We start from the raw sequence: 21,281 nt of genomic DNA, 5'->3' as shown, positions 1-21,281 counted from the left end.
TTTAATGCCCAGTCGATCAATTCCTAGTCAGCGCCCTACCTGTGGAATGCAAGGAATCGCAATTCACGATCGCCTCCCAGATCACTTTCATATCGCCCTGAATGTATCTCAGCCAGAATGCTCTAATTTTTTCTTGTAAGCTTTCTAAATCCCCATCTTCATAGTCTGAAATGTCAAGAATTGGCACAATACCAATATGGTTCCATTTTGATTCATCAATTTTGCATTTGCTTTTCAATCCGCTAATGTTGAGCATTTTTAATTCTTGGTAAATCGCTTCCTTGATTTCCATCCTTCCAGGACCAATCACTAGGTGAAGACAGAGATTTTGAGGCTCATTCCAAAACTCAAAGAGGAAGATCCGATTGCTTCCTGTCCAGCCATAGCAAGTCTTTTGAAATGCCATGCCATCCCACTCCTTTGGAGCGAATCGAATGTATCGTTTGTCAATGGAGTCTAAATCGATATTTTCTGCTTGAGAAGATTCTTGGATAAGTTGTTTTATGTAGTCTTCGACATCCGATCTCATATCAGGGCGATGCTCGTAGATCAGATCGATCGCTTGACGGTGCTGTTTATAGATTTTGCGGCACAGTTCAGCAATGTCGGACTCGCTCATAATGTGTCTCCTGACTAAATCAACGTAATGGCGTATTGCGATGTAAATATCGTCTGTAAGGCTTGATCTTCGCTCGTTACAGACGGTTTCGATGATCTCTGCGATCGCTCCATAATCGAACGGTATCCAGCCAGGACGAGAGGCTGCTGAGCCTTCTTTAGTAAGAAAGACAAACATTTTTTTGCAGCCCGAGAACTCCTTAGTAACCACATCCTCATATGCACCGAGTTGATGGCGGCTTTCTACGGCATCTACTTTGTTTTCGATGACGCAAACGAAGGAGTTGGTGGGGGAATAAATTAAGAGATCGATGTTCTTCCATTCGCGCCGAATCTCGGCATCGGAGAAATCGGAGCCAGCGATATCAAGGCTATCTATATAGGCTTTTTCGACATCGGCGAGGATGGCGATCAGGAGTTTTTTCAGGATGAGATCGCCGAGTCGATGTTTTTCGGAAGGGTTGAGGAGAAATTGGATGAAGTTGGAATGCTTGATTTCCTGGCGAACCATGCCAACGGCTTCAAAAATATTGAACTGAGATATTTTGGCTTCCAGGGCTTCTAGGTCTGGATTGTTGATAATAAATTTCTCAAGAATTGCTCTCTGTTCTTGTTCAAGCGTCGTGTGAATTGGCTCTGTTTCTGGAATTGGTGATGCTTCTTTGGAGTCGCTTTGGGAATTACGGGTTAGTTCAATCATACACATTCACTCTGTTGGAACAGCTTGAGTTGTTGCTCTTCTGGTTCAACATCCGGCTGTTGCTTTTTACTAGTCTTCCCTTTTGCCTTCTGCCCCTTGACTTTTGCCTTTTTCCTACCATGTAAGCCTTGGACGACAGCGATGCCTTTGGCGTATCAAAGCTGCTCGTGATTCAGTTGCAGGAGCCGATGCTTTCAGTGCACTTCGTGTTCGAGGACTTCCCGCCGCGCCGTTTCAATCGTAAAGCGGATGCCTTGCTTGGTTGGATGGAAATCCTGCCTTAAGTCGAGCCGCCAACCATAGGTGTTTAGCGCAAAGCGCGACTCCGCAGGAACCGCAAGATTCATTTCGTAGATTTGCGTATCGGCAGCAGTGGGTTAAGGATCATGAAAAAATTCTTCTAGTTTTTCCACCAGTGGCGGTAGGTCATTCGTGATGATGTCCCAGATGATATCGAGGTTAACGTCGAAGTAAGCATGAGACAAGCGATCGCGAGTTCCAGCCATTTGTCTCCAAGCGACATCAGGAAGTTGATCTCGGATATCTTGAGAAACGTTTTTTGCGGCTTCTCCTAAGATTTCTACTAAACGGACAACTGCCAGTGCCAACAGTTCATCAGTGTCGAGATCGGTTCGCTCACGTCCTTGAGTAAAGGCGATCGCTTTTCTGGCTGCGTCTAGCATATGACGCAAGCGAACTTCATCCCGGTTGTTCATAGTAAACCTCGGCTTCTGCCAGAACACGATCGCGGAAGTAGCGGCTAAGATCTTGGGGAGTGTTGAGGTCAATCGTTCGCCCGAAGAGGTCTGAGAGTTTGTCTTGGATGTCAATGAAGGCAAAGCCGGGGGTGTGCCCTGGTTCAAATTCAACTAAAATATCGATGTCGCTGTCGGAGCGAAAGTCTTCTCGTAGCACGGAGCCAAAGAGGGCAAGTCGGCGAATATGGTACTGTTGGCAGAGTTCAGCGATTTTTTCGGATGGGACTGGAATTCGCGATCGCTGGGTCAGTTCAGGCATGGTGGGGCTGCTCCTTTACAGTAAAGTCAGTTGTTCGTCATTCGTATCAGTTTTTGGTGGTTGCTTTTTACTGGTTTTACCTTTTGCTTTTTTACCTTTTTTATCATGTAAGCCTTGGGCGACTTCTTCAGCATATCGATCGTGATTCAGTTGCAACAGTCGATCGAGGACTTCCCGCCGCGCTGTTTCGCTGATGGTAAAGCGGATGCCTTGCTTGGTTGGATGGAAGTCGTGCCCTAAGTCGAGGTCTTGCCAACCATAGGCAATCGCGACCGCTTGATCCATTTCAATGTGCAGCGATCGGAGTTTCGCAATGTCGTCTGCGGTTTCATTCCGATCATGGAAGCGGTTGTAAGTTTTGGTCAGTCCTTCTTGTCGATCGAGCAGGATGGATTGGCGATGAGTGTAGTAGGTTTCGCCGATCATGTTGAGGGTTGGGAATTGGGTGCTGAGGTCTGAGGGATCGGAGGTGGGGAAGGGGAAGGTTTCAAGACAAGCAGTAGGTATGTATCTCATATCTGTCCGCATTGATGAGGCGAATTTTCTTGCCCATATTTCGTGAATAGAAGATTGCAGCAAGGCAAAATCACTGTCATTTTCATATCCAAATACAACTACTGCGTCACCAAAAACGTAATTTGTTGGACTGAAGACTAACATGTGTTTATCACTAACTCTTGAGCGAACAAGAACTCGTCTGAGAGGCTTGATCATTTCATAGAGTTCAAGTCGAGTGTGAAAGTACTTCCACCACTCATTCACCATTCTTGGATACTTAGAAGCATCTTTTTGAATTCTTTCGGGATATACTCTTTCTTTTAGAATCTCTAGCAAATCTGGATATAATTCTACTTCGTCAAATTTAGCTTCCTTGAAATTGACAATCCATCTTGAGGGAGAGTGATCAATTCTTTGATTGACATCTTCACCGATTAGATAGGGAAATAACTTCTCGGAATTTTTCTGAGATCTTGCAATCAATTGTTCTGTCTCAAAAGGTGTGAGGATAAAACCTATTCCTTGTACGAAGCATCCTTGCAATGCCCTACCAGAATTCGTTACGAGTCTAGAAGGTTCTGACGTTGTATCAAGAGATTCGGCGGACAGCAAAAATGAATCAATGTTTGCCACTTTCTGCCCGTCCAGTATTCTAGAAGCTTGCCAGAAAGTTTTACATATATGAACAATACTAATTTGAACATTTGCGCTACCTGCCCAAGTCAGCTCTGAAATGGCACGATAGATTGTTGCCCCCTTCTCTGTAAGTAATGCAAGACCCACTTCTCGTGTGTCGCCTTGTGCAATCTTATTAGTAGCAATTAGTCCAAAATACCCGTTTGATTTTAGTACCTCTGAACTTCTGATGAAAAAATACGAGCATAGATCAGCGGCTTTTTTACGTCGTGGAAAAGCAGAACCGATATAGTTCCAATATTTTTGCCCTAATCTTTCTGTGATACCTGTACCAGGAATAAATGGGGGATTACTCATAATTACATCGAACCCTCTGCAATAATCTTCCTGCAAAAACACTTCAGGAAACTCTAGCAACCAATGAAACGGTTTTCTCGGTGGCTGATTCGCTGGATTTCCCAGATTGATCATCCGTTCCGTACTCGCTTTCAAGGCTGTAATCTCTAGTGATTCTGCTTCCGTTTCCTTCCGTTCTAGTTCTTGTTTAATTCGATCCGAAACTACCATCAGATCTTCTGCAAGTAGATTCGCTGTTTTTCCCGCATCTGCCAGCGCTCTGCCAATCAAATGATCGCCCACAAACCGAAGACGATCGATCAATCGTTCCGCTTCCTCAAACAGTCGTTCTTTTTCCTCTAAATCCTGAATCACATTCGTACTAAAGCTTTCGAGCTTGTGCCGTTTCTCGATCGCTTCATCCAAAATCGGTTTCCAAGTCTCCGATGCGATCGACAACTGATTCGCCTCTTGATCCGGATTCAAGGTAAGAAACTCAATTTGTTCAGCGCGAGTAATCCCCAACAGCGAATCGCCCCACTTCAGCGCATGATCCAAAAACGTAAACGGTCGCCCCTTCGCCAGCGTCACCAGCCACAGCGACAACTTCGCCATCTCCACCGCCAACGGATTCTTATCGACTCCATACAAACAGCGATCGGCTACAATCCGCTGCGCCACCAGCAACCGCTCCTCTGGCTCCTTCGGAATCGGACATTCTTCTGGACGAGCGATCGACAGCGTACCATCCGGCGCAATCACCACCTGTCCAGGATGTTCTACCTCTGCTTGCTGCCAAGCCTCGACCAATTTCCCCGCCAAATAGCGACAAGTCTGCACCAAAAACGCCCCGCTCCCCATCGCGATATCGCAAATCTTCAATTGCAGCAATTCAGAAGCCGATCGCAGTTTCCATTCTTCTTTCGGTTTCCCCTCTGCCACGCCCTCATACACCAATGGTTCCAGCGTGTACTGCACAATTTCCTCAGTCAAATTGCGCGGTGTATAGTGCGTTCCGCTCTGTCGTCGATCGACTCCTTCGGTAACATACACACTGTCCGCCAAAATCACGATCGGATAATCCAGCGTATCTTTCCGAATTAAGCCAGCAAAGGGAAGGACGCGATCGAACAATCCTGCATCGTTATTGCAAGCCGTCCGTAATCGCTGCGCCTCGCGAGGTTCAATTTCTGCATTCAGCAACTTCTTCAACGCAGCAGGTGATTTCCCCATCTGCTCTTTCAAAAATGCCAGAAGCTTATCCTCACCCTCAGCCCGATACCGCTCCAATTCTGCCAGTTCAATCTCCGGTTCCTGATAGCGCGTCCCCACCAATCCCAACACCGGAGCCGTCGCTCTCACCGCCGTATGATCCAGCAAGCCCTCATAAACGTGCCCAATCTGCTCGATATCCAATGCTCGAAACGACAATCGACGCGGTTCGACCCCTCCCGCCACTCGAATCTGGAGAATTTGCAATGCTTCGAGCAAATGCAGCGCAATCCGATTGTTGATCCGCAACGGATCAGCCTCAGTTTCCGTCCATTCTGTTCCTTTCACTCTGCCTTCTAGAAATGGAAAGCGATCGGGATCGAATAAACTCCCGCCATACGCGGGAAGCTGCAAGGTATCGTGAAAAATTCCGCCATAGACCGCCCGAAACGTTGCCAGCAATCGACACCACGCATCCGATCTCCGCTCTAACACTTCTTCGCCGTACTGATCCGCGTGCGATCGCAGTTGTTCCCTTAAAGTAGACACGGCATAATGCTGGTCATAAATCGGATCGCCGAGCAACAACAATCCCCGCTCCTCTGCACAAAATAGAAACACCAGCCGCATCATCACCGTCAGCGCTGACTCATAAAGCTGAGATTCCGAAATATCCTTCAGCAATGCCCCATTCTGGTCTTGGTCGAGCCGAGCGATCGCGCTCACCAACACCTCAACCGCCCGCCGCACCTGATAGCCCAATTGATCGGTCACTTCCTGCTGATCCGTCAAGCTATCCGCCAGAAGCTTCTCTAAGATCTGAGAATCATCCACTGCAAAGAATCGCCGCACTCCTAACAAGCTCCGAAATGCTCGCAGGGTGAGATGCTCCTCAATCCAGAGGGTGCTGTACCAGGAAATGAACCCGGTCGTTTCGCCCTTAGGTGCATTCACTAACATCCAATGTTCGCCATTCGTCACCAATCCCAGCCGTACATTACAAGCATGAAGCAATTCCATCATTCGCGTTGCTGGGCTAGAAGACGATCGCGACCCCTTCAATGGCTTTTCCAATCCCTGCGCTGCCGGAACCATCTGCACTAATAGTCGAGGCTTCCCAGCGTTCGGTGTTCCAGTCGGCTCAACAACCACCCAATCTGGGCGAATCGTCTCATTCTGCTCTGCAAACGCTACACTTAGCCCAGATGGAATCTGTTGTCCGCTCAGCAACACCTCATCCGGCAATTCCAGTGTTTGTTTCAGCACGAATTCTACCCATGCTCGATGGATTGCGGGTTCTGGCTTCAGTCCAAACTGGTTGTCCTGCCATTCTTCAGATGCTGATCTCAACAGCTTCAAATGCTCCGGATCATGAGCATCTAACCCAGCGGGAAACGTCTTGAGCAACACGGGCAAACTCAAAAACGGACCCGATGCCTCAACCAGGGACAACCATTCAGCGTGATGACGAGCAGTGGACATGAGCGATTTATACAGATTGGGGGACTTGTATCAAGCTAGTTTTCAGCGTTACCTCGAATCGAGATACCTTTGTCTTCAAGTAACAACTGTAACGCTCGTTCGTTGTTGCCGTGGTTAACCAGTTCAAGAATCGTTTTTGTCTTTATATCTCGCAGCTTAGTCCTATACCAGCCAGAGACACCCAAAATCACCATTCCTACCCCTAGGATTGTGTCGTCAAAACTGCCAACAACGGGCAAAAAATCAGGAATCACGTCAGTTGGAGAGAGAACGTAAGCGCCACCAAGAAAGGCATTAAAGATTCCTAAAACATAACCCTCAATGTTTTTAGGATCAAACGTTGCCCAAGCCAAACAATAGGCACACATAAAGATAAATAGCCGAAAGACAATATCGATGTAGCTGATTGTGCTAGTTAGAACTTCAGTAATCGGATTATGTTGAATATGCTTCCAAAATTTCCACCAGGGAATCGATGATTGAGGGTCTATCACTACTGGCTTTGAACCAACTACCAGATCATGCAACCAAGCATTGTGATCCAACAGAAATCCCCAGAAGCCGGATAAGAAATAGATTCCAGCAAACAGAAATAGAAGTGCAACCATTGCCCTACCACCGTCATACTGTTTGAAAGCAAACAAAGTCCACGGAAATCCTTGTAGGGGTTCTAACTTATATCCTCGGTTTGAAGTCGTATCAGCAACCATAATCCAGCACCTACTCTTTCAACTGAAGAAATTTGACATTGCTAGAATTCCCTGAACATTTCGTACAAGCGACTTAGCTAGAGATCTGATGACTCCCGCTTCAGACGTTCTGAATTGCTTTCTTTCAGCACTACCTTTTCCCAGTCTCAACGATTAAAGCCTAAACAAGCTTTTGTGGCACCAAAAATGTCACTGTCAGAGGAAATAGCCGTACCGTTGGATTCTCAAACCGCTTGTGAATTAGAGCCGTTTCCTGCTCCATCTCTTTTGAAATCTGTTCTGCCCTCGCTCTAAGGCTATTCATATTCAGATGCCGATCGCAGCAGCGTCAAATGCTCCGGGTCATGAGCATCTAATCCCGCCGGAAACGTCTTGAGCAGCACAGGCAAACTCAAGAATGGACACGATGCTTCAACTAACGACAACCATTCAGCGTGATGACGAGCAGTAGACATAATTTAGGGGAATTCAATCAGAACTGGACCTTCGGGAATAAATCGAGCTTGATAATTGGTCTTCTTATTTTTACCTCGCAAATTTCCAATGGGAATTGCAGCCTTCAGCCGTTCCAATTCCTGAACTTCCCAAAATCCTGCCCAAGTCGGACTATCTGTAATCGTCGATTTAGGACGATAAATCGATTTCCCTGGATACCGCCCCCGACGCGATCCAACATATCCCACATACAATCCTCGCCAAGTTGCCTCTGGATTCAATGGCTGTTCGCCTTTCGCATGAGACGCATAGATCAAAACCTCGATCGCTTTTCCCGCTCGCAGTATCTCAACTTCCGCAAACAATTCAAACGCCATCGTGCCAAACGCCACCTTCGGTAAATGATCCGCAGGAAGGTCATCTGAATCGAGTTGAGCCGCGATCGCTTCCAATCCAGAAATCAAGTGCATCTCTGGAACCGGGGCAAGGATTGCGAAAGCTTGAGTCTTTTGCATGAGTCCACCATCGAACGAAAAGTCAGCCTTACCAGTCTATTAGGGTCGAATAAGCTTTTGTGGAACCAAAAACGTGACCGCTAGGGGAAACAGCCGCGCGGTCGGATTCTCAAACCGCTTTCGGATCAAAGCCGTTTCTTGCTCGATCTCGATTGGAATTTGTTCCAGCCTCGCTTTCAAGCTATTGACATTCCGCTCAAACTGCTCTCGCTCTGGATTACTAAAGATTTCAAGCTGTTCGACTTGAGGTTCCTGCAACTCAGCTAAAATGCTTTTCTGAAGTTCTGTCAAAACTGCAGTAATGTCAGCAATTTCTTTCTCAGCCCGGTTTTGCAAATCTTGTCGCAGGCTCGTCGATCGATCCGCTTTTCGTACCTCTAATGCCTGCATCAGCGAACTCTCACACTTATCCCACATCTGAGCCAATTTCTGCTGCATCGCTTCGGGAACTGCTTGACCAGAGACATTCCCTAATGCCGCTTGCAACTTCATCACCCCTAACCGATTGAAGCGCCCCTCTTTCAATTCACCACCCGCTACAATTACTTCTTCATGCAGTCGCTGCTGGTCACTGCCCAGAATGACTAAGCGCCCATATGCGACAACTGCGGGAGTCTCCAGCCCTGACTGTGACGAAACGACTCTAGCAGCCACTCGATGCAGTTGCTTTCTGCCTTCTGTAGACCAAACTTCCGCCCGCAGCAAGCGAAGACACATCTGTACCAAGCGGTGATTCAAGTGCGCTAAGACAACATCATCCCGCCCATGTGCTGTGTTGGGATCAAAGACGATCGGGCGAATCTCTTTCGTGTGCGGATGCTCCAAACCCTCTGCACAAGCTGCCCAACTACTCTTAAGTTGAGGTAAATAAAACGCTCGACCTTGCAGCCCCTCGATTTCTGCTTCAATCAACGGAGGCTGATCCGCTAATTCCAACCCAATTCGCACCACCGCTTCAATGTTCTCTGGAGTTAGCCGCAGGTTTTGGCGCGTTTCCTGTAGCTGGTCACGTAGCTTTTCAATCTGATCGCGTACTTTGCGCTCAAACTTCAGCATTCGGCGCACAGGCTCCGATTCCCGCTCTGCTCTTGACGTATCCAGCGTCACCCGTCGTCCCAACATCGCCTCTTCGACCTGAGACGCGATCACCGGACCCACTTTACCCAGGTCTTCCCGAATATTATTGACCTTCAGCGCCGCTCGCATCAGAAACTCTAAGTCTCCCTCCAAATCGCCCGGACGAATCCCACTCGTGGATTGCTCCTGATAGTCTTTACCAACAAAGTGATAGATTCGCACTTCGCTCGATCTCTGTCCATGTCGATCGATCCGTCCATTGCGCTGCTCCATCCGATTCGGGTTCCAGGGAATTTCATAGTGAATCAAGCGCGAACAGAAGTTCTGTAAATCTAAACCTTCCGAAGCCGCATCAGTTGCCAGCAAAATTCGGACTGAAGAAACATCAGGATGCGCTTGGAATGCCGCCTTGACTGCCTCGCGATCGTCGGAATTCATCCCGCCATAGAGCATCATCAAACGGTCGCCCTGGACTAATCCCTCCGATGCCATCAAGTTATAGAGCCACTTCTGCGTCGCTCGATACTCGGTGAAGATAATCACTCGTTCATTGAGCCACTGCCCATTGGGGCAAATGACCGTATTAATCCAGTTGAGCAGTTCAGCGGCTTTGGCATCGGGTTGCCGAGCCGCAGTCTCTGCCCACTGAAGCATTTCTCGAAGTAAATCCTGTTCTTCTGGAGTCAGCGCCCGAAACAAACGACTCGTATTGCTAATCGATTCATCCGTTGCCGCTTCGTACAGCTCGTCATCCGCGAAATCTTCTTCAACTTGTTCGAGTTGCCGGCGCAAAATTCCTTCGGTTGGTTTTGCACTGAGGCGACTGGCTTGACGACGACGAGCGGTTGTTAACGATTCTTGGTGCTGTGTCAACGTGGTCAAGAACGCCTCTGGTGAGGAAAACAGCCGTTTTTTGAGCAGCTTCAGTACGAATTCCGTGGCGTATTTCTCAACATTGTCATCCACGCCTTTTGTTCGGAGTTCTGTATAGCGTTTGAGCGAAGCATGAACCTGCCGTTCTGGTTGTGGATAATCGACTGCGATCGCTTCTAATTTGCGTCCCGGAAACATGGGCGACCCATCCCAATTTTGCATTTCCTGCTTTAACCGCCGCACCATCACGACTTGAAGCTGATTGCGATCCGGCTCGACCCCTCTGGCAAACCGTTGCGTGTCCAGAAGTTCGAGCAGTGCTGTAAAACTCTCTGGATAGCCATTATGGGGCGTTGCCGTCAAAAATAATTTGTGTTCAAAATGTGGAACCAGTAGGCGAATCGTGGCGGTGCGTTGAGAATCGATCGCATACTGCCCACTGCCGGACGGAGCTACATTATGGGCTTCATCAACGATCAATAGATCAAAACGACGGGGATAAATTGATTCGCCCTCTGCGGGCAGCACCTCTCGAAACAGTCGCAGTGGGCGGTCTCGCTTGAGAAAATCGATCGAGGTAATCAGCCGAGGAAAGTGAATCCAGGGATTGACGTGAATTCCTCGCTGCCGCCGCAGATCTTTCATCAAATTGCTGTCTACAATTCGGAAATCCAATCCAAATTTGTCCCGCATCTGGTCACGCCACTGAATTTGCAGCGAAGATGGACAGATAATCAGCATCCGCCGACAGCGATGCCGAATCAGGAGTTCTTGCGCCACTAAACCCGCTTCGATCGTCTTCCCCAATCCCACATCATCCGCAATCAGTAAGTTGACACGCGGCATCTGAATGGCTCGAACCACCGGATCAAGCTGATAATCCTCAATATCAATGCCGCTACGGAAGGGAGCTTGAAGGGTGCGAATGTCAGCGGAAGAGGCAGCACCCCAACGCACAGCATCCAAAAACGCATCCAGCCGGGCTGGATCATCAAAGCCTGTAGGTTTTGGCAATTCTACACGCTCAAAAACCTGCGTTCCAGGCTCCAACTCCCAAATCACTTGAAGTTCTTCGCCCAAGCCATCATCTTCGATCGAGGACAACAAAACGAGATGCTGAGCGGGCGTGACGTTTGAAAGCAGAACACCTGCAGGCAGCGTCGTCTGGCGCACGTCGGTCACTACATACAGGCGCTGCCGCACCTTAACGAGTTGTCCTTGCTCTGGAATGGCTTTAATGGCGCTCATAGAAAATACAGAAGCCCGCGACGAATTGATTCTGCTGCAAGTTACGTGCAAGTCACTTACTTCAGCTATCATACTCGTACTGGTATAAAATGATCGCCAGCCATAAAAGACCAAAGCTGTATAGGAGTGCTACATTCTAAATTGGGAAAAGATCAGGGCAATTACGAGATTAATGGCATCAGCAACGCTTTGATAAGGAAGTGTAGTCTCAAACCGTCGTAGATAAGCTCAGGGCAAGCTTAGTTCTATGGATTAGTAGTTTTAGCTGACACAAGTTGCAAGACTTTTTAGCCGAGGCAAAACCAATTCCTTTAATTTCTAGGCAAGACATCAAACTCTGTATCTCTGGTTGTCCAACAGCGGTAATGTTTTAGATGTGTGGATATATGAGAGAATTGCTGTGCCGAGCTAGCGATAGTTGACCGATGGTGCTAGAACCGATTCATTGTCCCGATTGCCACAGCATTGATGTCGTGAAGCATGGTCGTAGTGCCGCCGGAAAACAACGCTATCGTTGCCGTAACTCTGAGTGTTCGAGACGGTCGTTTATCTTGAATTTTAGCTATCGGGGACGACTGAAGGAAGTCAAGCAACAAATCAGCGACCTGGCACTCAATGGCTGTGGCATCCGGGACACGGCACGCGTGTTAAGAATTAGCACCAGCACGGTGATAGAGACGCTGAAAAAAAGTCACAGCACCTTGAGCAAGTGAATACAGCCTTATTGAGACAGCGACAACCGGATGACCAAGCCATCCTGGTAGTGCAAGTTGAGGCAGCAGAAATGGATGAAATGTGGAGCTTTGTGCAGTCTAAGAAACAGCAACGGTGGTTGTGGCACGCCATTGACCACAAGAGTGGGAAAGTCTTGGCGTATGTACTAGCAACTCATGAAGATGCAGCATTAAAACAGCTTCAGCAACTGTCAGCTCCCTTCTCGATTCAGCAGTTCTACACTGATGGCTGGGAAGCTTACCAGCGATTGTTAGACGAGCAGCAGCACACTATCGGAAAAGGCAACACTCAGCGCATTGAGCGCAAGCATCTCACGTTGAGAACTCGGATCAAGCGATTAGCAAGAAAGACGATCTGTTTCTCTAAGACTGAGGAGATGCACGATGCGGTGATTGGATTGTTCATCAACCGCTATGAATTTGGACGAGCGGTATGACTGCATATCCACACATCTAAAACATTACCAACTCTTCGATAGTATACATACCGTCCCACAGGCGCTAGAAACTTTGTACTTTTAGCTTCATCCTGGGGGATTCTCTTAGCAAAAAATAGTTGCACATCGCGTGAACTATGTAGCTCCAATGTTCTAATTTCAGCCTGCTTTGAGGAGGTCTGTCAAGCTTGAGACGATTTATTTCGATAAATCGAAATTTGAGCCGCTATTAATAAGCTGTGATATGATGAGAAAGATTACGTAAAAGTAAAGCAGTTTAAGACATTGTGCCATCATGTGTGAAGATGTTCACCGATGCTTGAACCTCGAACCAAGCACGGCTTTTAGCTCAAACCCTGATCATTTCACCGCTCGACATTGGGAAAGAACTGTCAAGCAAAAGTTTCTGTCGCTTCGTTAACCTAATGCTTGCTGACTCTCTGTTCTCAGCGCCTAAAGCTTTTTACCTGAACTCTATCTAGTTGTTAATCGGCACAGAGTTTGTTGCTGATCCAGATTACTTGTGTTCAGGTTTTTGATTACTTGATTTGGAGCCACGATTAGAGTCGATCGCGCTCGGATGAAAGTATTTGCATCTTATTTGGGTTATCTCTCTACTGATGGAGACAATTCACTCGAATAAGATATTGAATTAAAAGTGTAGCCGTCGTTACCGTTTTGAAATAGAAATCCCCGAATTATGTTATCAACTCATCCGGTGCAGGATGAAATCTTTTATTCCAGCGCCTTTATGGAGCATATTGTTCCAACAACAAAACAACTTGCGTTTCGACAATGGCATCAAACGTTAGTCCACAGCATCCAGCAGGCTAAGGGATTTGTTCAGGTGGATTTGCATTCACCGCTAGAGTGTAGAAATGGTGTACTTAAGTGGTATTCAGTGATTCACTTCGATTCACCCACTCACCTCAATGATTGGCTAACCTCTAGCGATCGCCAAGAGTTAATGAAATTGGGGCAAGATTTTTTCGAGACTTACCGATTCAAATCGTTTACAACGGGTTTAGAAGGTTGGTTTTCTCGTCAGGATGGAGCGGAGATGTCTAGTCTAGGACCTTCAGCCTGGAAACAAGCGCTTATTGTTGTTTTAGGACTCTATCCAGTTGTGTTTCTACAATCGAAACTGTTTGAATCTTTAGGGATTATGCAGTCTTGGTCTTACGCCAACTCAATGCTAGTCAATCTGATTGTGACGACCATCATTTTGACCTGGTTTGTGATGCCTCAGATCAGTCGTCCACTGGAGTTTTGGCTGCAACCTGCTTATGCGCTCTCTAAAGGTAAAACAGAGTTGATGGGAGTTAGCGCGATCGTCTTGGCGATGGCTGCAATGGTTGTGTCGTTTAACTACTAAATCACTGACGATACTTTACTAAGTATCATTCACCTGAAATTAGATTGATGGAGTGTTTAGAATCATGGATGCTGATGTTCATCGATACTTGAACGCTACTTTAATGGCTACTGTCAATTCTGATTGTTCTGTCGATCGACATTGGGAAAGAACAGTCAAGCAGAAAAAGCTGTTTGACTCGCTTTATTGAAGTAGCGCTGGCTGCTCCTTGCGTTCAGATTTAGAGTCTTGTTCTACTTCTCGTTGCAGTTTCCACCTTTCGTAAAGTCCATCTAGCAGCGGATTTGTTTGCTTCATTCTGAGGTGAACCTTATCTGCATAGGAATTAAGTTTGCTCAAATTGGGTAACGATAGATTGGATTAGGAGTTTCGATCATGGTGATTCTGCAATGTCAGACAAGAAGCTCTATGACAAGGATTTGCCCCTGCTGTTCTCATTTACTACTTCGGCATATCTGTAATCACCGCATCTATTGGTTCTGTAGAAATTGCTGGCAGGAAATACCGGTGTTGGAAAAAGTAACTTCTAAGAGAAGTTTGAAGAACCACAGATAGCGCCGATGTCGCGAAGGACTTTCTAGAACTCGTTTGGTTAGGAGTTTCAATCATGATGTTTTTAGAACGATCGACAGGATGTTCTGTTCGATCGCGGTTTTACCGCAAGTGTTTCACAAATTGGTTGAGCGTTGGCGCGATCGTCGTTCTCATAATGGCGGCTGTTCTCTCGCTTCTGGCATTCATCGACACATCATTTATTCAAATCAATGATGCTCACAAACCGATTTCAAGTGCTTTGTTTTTTAGCGACAGCACGATCGACAATCATGACTTGCCTCGGTTCTACGGCTATCAGATTGCCCTGTTGTATGACTTTGGTAATCGGATTGCCCAATCCTTTGTCTAGCTAATCTGCGAACTCTAGAACGGTGTTCTGAGAGGCAGTCTTGTTGTTTAAATTGCAGTAAAGAAGATGACACAACACGTTTTAATTTTGGGTGGTACTGGACGCATTGGCAGCAAAATTGCAGCAGATTTACTGGCACATACTGAGGCTCAAGTGACGATCGCAGGTCGCAATCCAGACGTGGGAATCAAGCTGAGTCAACAGTTAGGCGATCGCTGCCGTTTTGCGCCAATTGACTTGAACGATTGGATTTGCCTCCTCGACTCGATCTCGCAATCTGATTTAGTGATTCATTGTGCAGGTCCTTTTCATTATCGAAATGCAGTTGTTCTAAAAACTTGCATTGATTCTGGCGTGAACTATCTCGATGTTAGCGATCATCCTTCATTTACTTGTAAAGCGATCGCGCTGCGAGCCAAAGCAGAAACCGCAGGAATTACCGCGATCGTCAACACAGGCGTTTTTCCGGGCATCTCTAACAGTATGGTGCGGCGTGATATTGAGCAGCTAGACGAAGCTCAGAAGGTTCATCTGAGCTATGTAGTAGGGGGTTCTGGAGGTGCAGGACTCACCGTGATGCGCTCGACGTTTTTAGGATTGCAGCGTCAGTTCGAGGCTCAGATCAATGGCAAACGCCAAAAAGTCCAGCCTTACAGCGATCGTGAAGTCATCAATTTTCCGCACTATGGCAGAGTTGGGGTGTATTGGTTCGATATGCCTGAATCTTTTACAATCGCCGATACTTTCCCCATCGAAACGGTGATGACCAAGTTCGGCTCAGTTCCACGCTTTTATAACTATCTTACTTGGAGTGTAGCGCGGCTCTGGCATCCTCGACTGCTCAGATCACAGAGCGTAATTGAGTTTCTATCACGAGTTAGCTATGCGATGACACAGATTAGCGATCGGTTCGGTGGAACCGAGGTTGCCATCCGCTCCGAGGTTACGGGATTTAAATACGGTCAACGAGTGTGCTGTGTTTCAACTCTGGTGCATCCGAACACTGCGGATGCTGCGGGAATCGGAACCGGGACGATCGCAGAATTGTTGCTATCCGGTGAATTGAAAAAACCAGGAGTCTGGGCACCCGAACAAGCGATATCAACTCCAATGTTTGAAGCAGCAATGCAAAGTCGAGGCGTTGAAATTCAACAACAGTTCGTCCCCAACGCTGATTCTCACTTCTCTAAAGTCCCTTCTGCTGTCATTTATTAACTTGCCATGTCGTTTTTCGTTGTATCTGCCCTAACCTGCTTTGCTACCTATATTGCCAAGGTTGCACAAGAAGAAATGGTTGGGATTTTTGCAGCGATCGTTGCAATTTTGAGCTTTGTAATGAGCTTAGTTTTAGCACCTTGGTTGGTTCAAGCCTCAATGCTGATTTTTGTTGTTGTCGCTTGGCGACATCTTCCTATTCGGTAATGTTTCCTGAGGATAGTTAGAATGTTGAATCGTCTCTGTTTTTCAGAATGGTCTGATTCGCGATCGCGGCGATTGCTCCTAACAGCTGGACTTGCGATCGGGATTTGGTGCATTTCTATCTCGGTGCTTTGGTCTGCACTGCGATCTCATTTAGCTTAACCATTACAAAATCGGTATCTTAATCATGAATTCACACTGTACTTCTCAATGCTGCATTCCGAGTTGCATCGTAATTGAGCTAATTTTCCCACCATAGTTCGCCTGTTTAATTCATCAGATCAATTGCTCAACAGTAACTAGGAGAAATTCCATGAAAGCTCGATCAATCAAAATTCAACAACAAATTGAACCAATTTTGCTGACACCAGAGGAAGCAAGAAAACAGCGAGGAAAGCTCCTCATCATTGATGTGCAAAACCCGAAATTCATCACCGGGACGGTTCCGGGAGCGCAACGACTCAACGTCGATGTAGCGCTGAAAGACATCCCTAGAAGTCAACCTATTTTGGTCACTTGCCTATCGGGAGGGCGAAGTCTGTCTGCTGCTCAACAATTAATTCAGCGCGGTTACGGCAAAGTTTACGTTCTTAAAGGAGGACTTGCGGCATGGAAAAGGGCGGGATATACAACCTGGTTGACTAAAATTCCTGCCTAAATTCTGACAGTCTGGTTACTCAAGTATAAGGTGAAATCAACTCAATGCTGGATCAAATTTTCAATTCTCCCTTCAATATCGGCATCGAAACGCTGTTTTTGCTGATTGTCCTGGTTGCGATGGAGGCTGTCCTATCCGCAGATAATGCGATCGCGCTGGCAGCATTGACCCAAACCTTGCAAAACCCAGCACTAGAGCGACGTGCTTTAAACATTGGTTTAGGGCTTGCTTACGTCCTCCGAATGCTGCTAATTGCCAGTGCAACCTGGATTATTCAGTTCTGGCAATTTGAACTTGCAGGAGCGCTGTATCTGCTTTGGTTAGCTTGGCAGTATTTCACAATAGAGCCATCAAACAGTCGCAATCCGACTCAAGCGCGATCACTCTGGCAAATCATTCCGTTGCTTGCCTTAACGGATCTAGCATTCTCTTTGGACAGCGTGACGACTGCGATCGCAATTTCTCAGGAACTCTGGCTGATTATTCTGGGAGGAACGATCGGCGTGATTGCACTGCGGTTTTTAGCCGGATTGTTCATTCATTGGCTGGAAGAGTTCACGCATCTCGAAGATGCAGGGTATCTTGCAGTTGCGCTAGTAGGACTGCGGTTGCTACTTCGGGTCGTCAGTCCTGACTTAGTGCCGCCAGAATGGGCAATGGTCAGCCTGATTGGACTGTTGTTTGCTTGGGGATTTTCTCGTCGCATTCAGAAACCCTTGCAGAATTCACCGGAGATTCGAGAAACCGCAATCGAATCTCTGCAAAAATCCTGATGTTTTCCGTTCTAGTCTCGTAAACACTGCAAACTAGAACATGATTGTTTCACTGCTGTTTTATTGTTAGGAAATCATGAGCAACACGAGTAACTTTCGCAAAGCGGTTCAAGATGCCAAATCTCAAGCGCTGATTGGACCTAATGTTATTGCTAATGCCCTGCCTTGGTTGGGCGGTGGACTGGTTCTAACTGCTGTCGGTACATTTGGGGGCTTGCAGGTCATTCAGAACAACCCTCAGATTTTCATGCCGACATTTATCGGAGCGATCGTACTGGAACTGATTCTGTTCTTTGTCGCTTCTAGTGTGGCTGAAAAGGGCAACAACGGCGTTGCGCTACCGCTCCTAGCTACCTATAGCTTGCTGTCGGGCTATATCTTGAGTGGACTGGTGTTTCTGGCATTGCAAACCGAGGGAGTCGGAATCAACGGTGTGGGATTTGCCGCTCTCGGTTGTGGGGTGACGTTTATTGGCGCAAAATCGATCGGCTCAAATCTCTCTGAGCAAGACGGCATGGCGCTCACCAAAACGGTACAACTGGGCATCATTGCTTTGTGTATCGTGTTGATCGGTCAACTACTGCTTTCTCTGTTTGGGATCTACATCCCTAGTTTTCTAGAAGTTGCCATTTCTGCGATCGGGGTTCTTTTGTTTGTCGGAGCGGCGGTAGTCGATTTCTTTGTGTTGCCGCGCAGCTACCGAGATGAGCAGTATCTTCCAGCGGCACTATCAATGTATCTCACCTACATCAATCTGTTTGTATTTATCCTGCGGTTTCTGATTGCGCTTAATAGCCGTGACTAAAGTTGGATTGGCTTGATGAAGCAAAGCGCGATCGCATTACATGATCGCGCTTTGAGCATGAATAATCCGGAAAATCTAACGCTCAAGGATCTCGGACAAAAAGTATAGCAGGGAACTTGTCCACTTTCGGTGATCTACATAGTCAACAAGAATTAATTATTTCAAAACTGCTCTAATAAACTTCCTGCGTAAAACTGAATGCTACTCTCATTAGGGAATGTTACCTTGTTAGTACTAGCCCAATGACTCGTGACCATGCTCCACTGCCACCCTTGACTTTGATCGGAAAGCACAAGATAGTACTACCAACAGCGGGAAGCTGATTCAAATTTGTTAATTTCTCAATTTGACTATATTTTCGTTTTATCCCTGCAAAATGAGCCGACCACAAACGTTTTGAGTCTTGAGAAGTTGCCCACTCCTTACCAATAATCGGGTAAGGACGATCTAAACTCCAAGCATCAGTACCAATCACTCGAACACCTCGATCAACTAGATAAAGAACTGCTTCCTCGCCTAATCCGCACCCATAGCTAAAAAACTCCTCTGTGCCCCACACAGCATCTGCTCCAGTACAAAAAAGCACTATTTCGCCGGGTGCAATGGTATGGCTTAATTTCTCTAAACGTTTCTCTATTTCATCGGGTGTGATCAAATATCCTGTGGGTAGATCCGATACGTCTAGAACGATCGCTTGCCCCACGAACCAATGCAGTGGAGTTTCATCAATCGTCCAAGCAGGTTCTCCCTCCGAAGTTGGAGCGTAATGCCAGGGTGCATCTACGTGAGTACTAGCGTGCGTTGAAGCTTCGACGATTTCGCCTGCAAAACCCAGTCCATTCGGAAGAGCTGCGGATGGAATGCCATACATAAATTCCCACATCTCAGCACAATCCTGATGCGAGATATGCTGTATCCGGGGCGGAGTGGGTTCACTCGCAGTGGGTTCAAGAGGACGACTAAGATCGATAAGTTGAACACGCTGCCCCAGAAGTTCGACTGTTTCTTGATTGATCAAAGTGTGTTTCTCCTTGCATAAGTACCATTTGTCTCACCCTTTATCGTCACACAGATAACTTTAGCCCTCATTTGTCACTTTGGCAGGTGCACAAGCTGAAAGCTGTGCTGCATCCGCATTTTGCTCTTTTGTCATTTTCGAGCCCTCAAAATAGGAAACCCGCGCCACAGATGGATTTTAGAGTTCACTCTAGCGAGAGTGACAAATAAGGGTTAAGCCGGATTAAGCCAGGTCTGGCTGTCCTAAGTAATTTTCTAGCCAAGATGGCATGCCGTACCACAGCACTCGATCAACGCATTTCTTTGCTGAGTGAAACTGGGTGCGGATCGCTCGTGCTACTGTGATTCGGTCTTGCGTCGTCTCCTCACTGCCGATGTAGGTGGCATACACCATAAACAGACACCACCGATTGCCGTTTCCATCTTGCCCTTGATAGCGCTTCACCTGGAGAGAAGCATAGTCAGCCGGATACAGCCTTCGATCTGCCTCGAAAGCGAAAATCGCCTGCTCTGCCTCCAAGCAGCCTTGCTCAAAGTCTTCTTCCCAGCTTTTGACAAAGCGCTTGTAGGAGCCAGGAAGTACCGCGTTGTATTTGACACTGAGCTTACCAAGCGGGCTTCTAGCACCCGTGCTGTTTCTCCAGGGGCGGTGTTGCTGTACCCATTCCCGTGCTGCTTGTTTCTGGACTGCACTTGCGGGTGCTTTACCGCCCTTGCTCTGAGCCGACTTGGGGAAGGGCATACTTACTTCTTTAATTTCTTAGAGGATACGAAAATTCTGTCGCCTTTTGTGTCTGGATTGTTTTTTTGTGCTCTTTTCACTCTACGGATACACAATTTAATGCTTTCGATCTCGTATCGAGACTGTGCAGCTTGAGTAAAGGCACAACAATCTAGCTCAACTTACCTAACTGCTCGCTCACTTCGATCAGCAAATGAATGATGTCATCAATTAAATATAGTGCGAGCGCTGCGAAGCATGATCGTCCCGACCTTTCTGAAATTTCTCGAATCACTCGATCGACTCCCACCTCTACTCAACGGATTGGGGAGTATCAAAGTTCAGCCATCAAAATCGAATCGTCAAATCAAACAATAGCAACCCCACCCTGACGACAAGAATCTTAAGAAAAAATGAATCGGTTCGCGCTCAGGTTATACAACTTGGTCAGGTTGACACTCGTTACACTTTAAGAAGCATTGTTCGCCCCATCGATCGAATTCAATCACTCATGACTGACAGCATTCCTCGCTCACTCAATGGTCCTGCTAAAGCTCCCCAGTAGCAACGTCGCCTCTGGGGACTACGCTTTCTGTTTCGTCCACTCGAAACTGTGGAAACTCGTCGCCAAGCTTACGGCGATGATTACCGCGTGTCTCAGCCTGACGCAAAAACTGCAATGGTCTGAGTTGGAACCAAAAAACTGGACAGGTGAATAAGCTAGACCCCTCAACCTTATGGTAGGAGTAGATTATGAGCCAAAACAAACGCAAACAACACAGTGCCCAATTCAAAGCCAAAGTCGCACTCGAAGCGATTAAAGGTGAAAAGACGATCGCGGAAATCGCGAGTCATTACAGCGTGCATCCGACGATGATTCACAACTGGAAACGACAGCTTTTGGACGGTGCGAGCGAGTTGTTTGAACGCGGTGCGAAATCGAGTGCAGTGGAACCAGAAACGAGCGCTCAAATTGACGAGTTATATCGGCAAATTGGCAAGTTGCAAGTGGAGCGAGATTTTTTAGCCAACAGGTCGGCACGATTGGGCTTGCCGACCGAAAAGCCCTGGTAGATTCAGA

General features: G+C 47.1%; 21 protein-coding genes. 11 read left to right on the top strand and 10 right to left on the bottom strand.

Features of this window, described 5'->3' with window-relative positions:
- Nucleotides 1–16: 16 nt before the first annotated feature.
- The gene (locus J0L70_RS26625; RefSeq protein WP_287456483.1) at nucleotides 17–1,318 is read right to left on the bottom strand and encodes a PDDEXK-like family protein; all 1,302 of its coding nucleotides are present in this window, start codon (nucleotides 1,316–1,318) and stop codon (nucleotides 17–19) included.
- A gap of 128 nt (nucleotides 1,319–1,446) precedes the next feature.
- On the opposite strand from J0L70_RS26625, the gene J0L70_RS26620 reads away from it, so the two are divergent.
- On the top strand, nucleotides 1,447–1,602 hold the full coding sequence (locus J0L70_RS26620; RefSeq protein WP_287456482.1) for a hypothetical protein: 156 nt from the start codon (nucleotides 1,447–1,449) through the stop codon (nucleotides 1,600–1,602).
- Nucleotides 1,603–1,695: 93 nt separating this feature from the next.
- On the opposite strand, the gene J0L70_RS26615 is transcribed toward J0L70_RS26620, so the two are convergent.
- The 7 genes from J0L70_RS26615 to drmD all read right to left on the bottom strand — a co-directional run bounded on the left by J0L70_RS26615 (nucleotide 1,696) and on the right by drmD (nucleotide 11,357).
- On the bottom strand, nucleotides 1,696–2,034 hold the full coding sequence (locus tag J0L70_RS26615; RefSeq protein WP_287456481.1) for a HepT-like ribonuclease domain-containing protein: 339 nt from the start codon (nucleotides 2,032–2,034) through the stop codon (nucleotides 1,696–1,698).
- A complete protein-coding gene (locus tag J0L70_RS26610) occupies nucleotides 2,018–2,335 on the bottom strand; it encodes a nucleotidyltransferase family protein (protein ID WP_287456480.1) in 318 nt (105 codons plus the stop codon). Before J0L70_RS26610 ends, J0L70_RS26615 begins: the two co-directional genes overlap by 17 nt.
- A gap of 15 nt (nucleotides 2,336–2,350) precedes the next feature.
- Nucleotides 2,351–6,499, bottom strand: a complete 4,149-nt coding sequence (locus J0L70_RS26605) for an Eco57I restriction-modification methylase domain-containing protein (protein WP_287456479.1) — start codon at nucleotides 6,497–6,499, stop codon at nucleotides 2,351–2,353.
- Between the two features lie 35 nt (nucleotides 6,500–6,534).
- Nucleotides 6,535–7,209, bottom strand: coding sequence for a DUF1232 domain-containing protein (locus J0L70_RS26600; protein WP_287456478.1), 675 nt, complete (start codon nucleotides 7,207–7,209; stop codon nucleotides 6,535–6,537).
- A gap of 296 nt (nucleotides 7,210–7,505) precedes the next feature.
- On the bottom strand, nucleotides 7,506–7,664 hold the full coding sequence (locus tag J0L70_RS26595; RefSeq protein ID WP_287456477.1) for a hypothetical protein: 159 nt from the start codon (nucleotides 7,662–7,664) through the stop codon (nucleotides 7,506–7,508).
- A 3-nt stretch (nucleotides 7,665–7,667) separates the two neighbouring features.
- A complete protein-coding gene (locus J0L70_RS26590; RefSeq protein ID WP_287456476.1) occupies nucleotides 7,668–8,159 on the bottom strand; it encodes a hypothetical protein in 492 nt (163 codons plus the stop codon).
- Between the two features lie 39 nt (nucleotides 8,160–8,198).
- Complete coding sequence (drmD, locus tag J0L70_RS26585) at nucleotides 8,199–11,357, bottom strand: DISARM system SNF2-like helicase DrmD (protein WP_287456475.1); 3,159 nt, start codon at nucleotides 11,355–11,357, stop codon at nucleotides 8,199–8,201.
- Between the two features lie 425 nt (nucleotides 11,358–11,782).
- Here drmD and J0L70_RS32155 point away from each other — a divergent pair.
- From J0L70_RS32155 to J0L70_RS26535, 9 genes are all read left to right on the top strand, one after another.
- Nucleotides 11,783–12,528, top strand: a protein-coding gene (locus tag J0L70_RS32155) for an IS1 family transposase (RefSeq protein WP_502711032.1) whose coding sequence is annotated in 2 segments (ribosomal slippage) — nucleotides 11,783–12,038 and nucleotides 12,038–12,528 — 747 coding nt in all. Because the reading frame shifts where the segments join, the coding sequence is not laid out codon by codon here.
- Between the two features lie 700 nt (nucleotides 12,529–13,228).
- Nucleotides 13,229–13,903: a putative antibiotic biosynthesis monooxygenase gene (locus tag J0L70_RS26570; protein WP_268241794.1), complete on the top strand. Its 675-nt coding sequence runs from the start codon at nucleotides 13,229–13,231 to the stop codon at nucleotides 13,901–13,903.
- Nucleotides 13,904–14,510: 607 nt separating this feature from the next.
- Complete coding sequence (locus J0L70_RS26565) at nucleotides 14,511–14,807, top strand: hypothetical protein (protein WP_287456472.1); 297 nt, start codon at nucleotides 14,511–14,513, stop codon at nucleotides 14,805–14,807.
- 66 nt (nucleotides 14,808–14,873) lie between these two features.
- Complete coding sequence (locus J0L70_RS26560; RefSeq protein ID WP_287456471.1) at nucleotides 14,874–16,022, top strand: saccharopine dehydrogenase family protein; 1,149 nt, start codon at nucleotides 14,874–14,876, stop codon at nucleotides 16,020–16,022.
- 6 nt (nucleotides 16,023–16,028) lie between these two features.
- Nucleotides 16,029–16,229, top strand: a complete 201-nt coding sequence (locus J0L70_RS26555; protein ID WP_268241791.1) for a hypothetical protein — start codon at nucleotides 16,029–16,031, stop codon at nucleotides 16,227–16,229.
- A 21-nt stretch (nucleotides 16,230–16,250) separates the two neighbouring features.
- Nucleotides 16,251–16,388 (top strand): hypothetical protein, encoded by a 138-nt coding sequence (locus J0L70_RS26550; RefSeq protein ID WP_268241790.1) that lies wholly within the window; start codon nucleotides 16,251–16,253, stop codon nucleotides 16,386–16,388.
- Between the two features lie 151 nt (nucleotides 16,389–16,539).
- Complete coding sequence (locus J0L70_RS26545; RefSeq protein WP_287456470.1) at nucleotides 16,540–16,884, top strand: rhodanese-like domain-containing protein; 345 nt, start codon at nucleotides 16,540–16,542, stop codon at nucleotides 16,882–16,884.
- Between the two features lie 44 nt (nucleotides 16,885–16,928).
- Nucleotides 16,929–17,657, top strand: a complete 729-nt coding sequence (locus J0L70_RS26540; RefSeq protein ID WP_287456469.1) for a TerC family protein — start codon at nucleotides 16,929–16,931, stop codon at nucleotides 17,655–17,657.
- Between the two features lie 76 nt (nucleotides 17,658–17,733).
- Nucleotides 17,734–18,462: a Bax inhibitor-1/YccA family protein gene (locus J0L70_RS26535; RefSeq protein WP_287456468.1), complete on the top strand. Its 729-nt coding sequence runs from the start codon at nucleotides 17,734–17,736 to the stop codon at nucleotides 18,460–18,462.
- A gap of 220 nt (nucleotides 18,463–18,682) precedes the next feature.
- Here J0L70_RS26535 and J0L70_RS26530 read toward each other — a convergent pair whose 3' ends face one another.
- Nucleotides 18,683–19,480 carry a cyclase family protein gene (locus J0L70_RS26530; protein ID WP_268184741.1) on the bottom strand — a complete coding sequence of 266 codons (798 nt, stop codon included), beginning with the start codon at nucleotides 19,478–19,480 and terminating at the stop codon, nucleotides 18,683–18,685.
- Nucleotides 19,481–19,702: 222 nt separating this feature from the next.
- Nucleotides 19,703–20,221 (bottom strand): hypothetical protein, encoded by a 519-nt coding sequence (locus J0L70_RS26525; RefSeq protein WP_287456467.1) that lies wholly within the window; start codon nucleotides 20,219–20,221, stop codon nucleotides 19,703–19,705.
- A 732-nt stretch (nucleotides 20,222–20,953) separates the two neighbouring features.
- Between J0L70_RS26525 and J0L70_RS26520 the strand changes: the two genes are divergently transcribed.
- Nucleotides 20,954–21,274, top strand: coding sequence for a transposase (locus tag J0L70_RS26520; RefSeq protein ID WP_287453852.1), 321 nt, complete (start codon nucleotides 20,954–20,956; stop codon nucleotides 21,272–21,274).
- The last annotated feature ends 7 nt before the right edge of the window (nucleotides 21,275–21,281 follow it).

This window comes from Leptolyngbya sp. UWPOB_LEPTO1 (assembly GCF_017302695.1).
Lineage (GTDB): Bacteria > Cyanobacteriota > Cyanobacteriia > Leptolyngbyales > Leptolyngbyaceae > Leptolyngbya > Leptolyngbya boryana.
Note: the sequence above shows the minus strand (reverse complement) of the source record. Positions and strands in the feature narration are given on the sequence as shown.

What these genes read in the sequence shown, in the direction of transcription:
- J0L70_RS26590 (WP_287456476.1), bottom strand. Translation starts at nt 8,159, where the DNA reads ATGCAAAAGACTCAAGCTTTCGCAATCCTTGCCCCGGTTCCAGAGATG.
- J0L70_RS26565 (WP_287456472.1), top strand. Translation starts at nt 14,511, where the DNA reads ATGATGTTTTTAGAACGATCGACAGGATGTTCTGTTCGATCGCGGTTT.
- J0L70_RS26625 (WP_287456483.1), bottom strand. Translation starts at nt 1,318, where the DNA reads ATGATTGAACTAACCCGTAATTCCCAAAGCGACTCCAAAGAAGCATCA.
- drmD (WP_287456475.1), bottom strand. Translation starts at nt 11,357, where the DNA reads ATGAGCGCCATTAAAGCCATTCCAGAGCAAGGACAACTCGTTAAGGTG.
- J0L70_RS26540 (WP_287456469.1), top strand. Translation starts at nt 16,929, where the DNA reads ATGCTGGATCAAATTTTCAATTCTCCCTTCAATATCGGCATCGAAACG.
- J0L70_RS26570 (WP_268241794.1), top strand. Translation starts at nt 13,229, where the DNA reads ATGTTATCAACTCATCCGGTGCAGGATGAAATCTTTTATTCCAGCGCC.
- J0L70_RS26525 (WP_287456467.1), bottom strand. Translation starts at nt 20,221, where the DNA reads ATGCCCTTCCCCAAGTCGGCTCAGAGCAAGGGCGGTAAAGCACCCGCA.
- J0L70_RS26520 (WP_287453852.1), top strand. Translation starts at nt 20,954, where the DNA reads ATGAGCCAAAACAAACGCAAACAACACAGTGCCCAATTCAAAGCCAAA.
- J0L70_RS26605 (WP_287456479.1), bottom strand. Translation starts at nt 6,499, where the DNA reads ATGTCCACTGCTCGTCATCACGCTGAATGGTTGTCCCTGGTTGAGGCA.
- J0L70_RS26535 (WP_287456468.1), top strand. Translation starts at nt 17,734, where the DNA reads ATGAGCAACACGAGTAACTTTCGCAAAGCGGTTCAAGATGCCAAATCT.
- J0L70_RS26615 (WP_287456481.1), bottom strand. Translation starts at nt 2,034, where the DNA reads ATGAACAACCGGGATGAAGTTCGCTTGCGTCATATGCTAGACGCAGCC.
- J0L70_RS26610 (WP_287456480.1), bottom strand. Translation starts at nt 2,335, where the DNA reads ATGCCTGAACTGACCCAGCGATCGCGAATTCCAGTCCCATCCGAAAAA.
- J0L70_RS26555 (WP_268241791.1), top strand. Translation starts at nt 16,029, where the DNA reads ATGTCGTTTTTCGTTGTATCTGCCCTAACCTGCTTTGCTACCTATATT.
- J0L70_RS26560 (WP_287456471.1), top strand. Translation starts at nt 14,874, where the DNA reads ATGACACAACACGTTTTAATTTTGGGTGGTACTGGACGCATTGGCAGC.
- J0L70_RS26595 (WP_287456477.1), bottom strand. Translation starts at nt 7,664, where the DNA reads ATGTCTACTGCTCGTCATCACGCTGAATGGTTGTCGTTAGTTGAAGCA.
- J0L70_RS26545 (WP_287456470.1), top strand. Translation starts at nt 16,540, where the DNA reads ATGAAAGCTCGATCAATCAAAATTCAACAACAAATTGAACCAATTTTG.
- J0L70_RS26600 (WP_287456478.1), bottom strand. Translation starts at nt 7,209, where the DNA reads ATGGTTGCTGATACGACTTCAAACCGAGGATATAAGTTAGAACCCCTA.
- J0L70_RS26550 (WP_268241790.1), top strand. Translation starts at nt 16,251, where the DNA reads ATGTTGAATCGTCTCTGTTTTTCAGAATGGTCTGATTCGCGATCGCGG.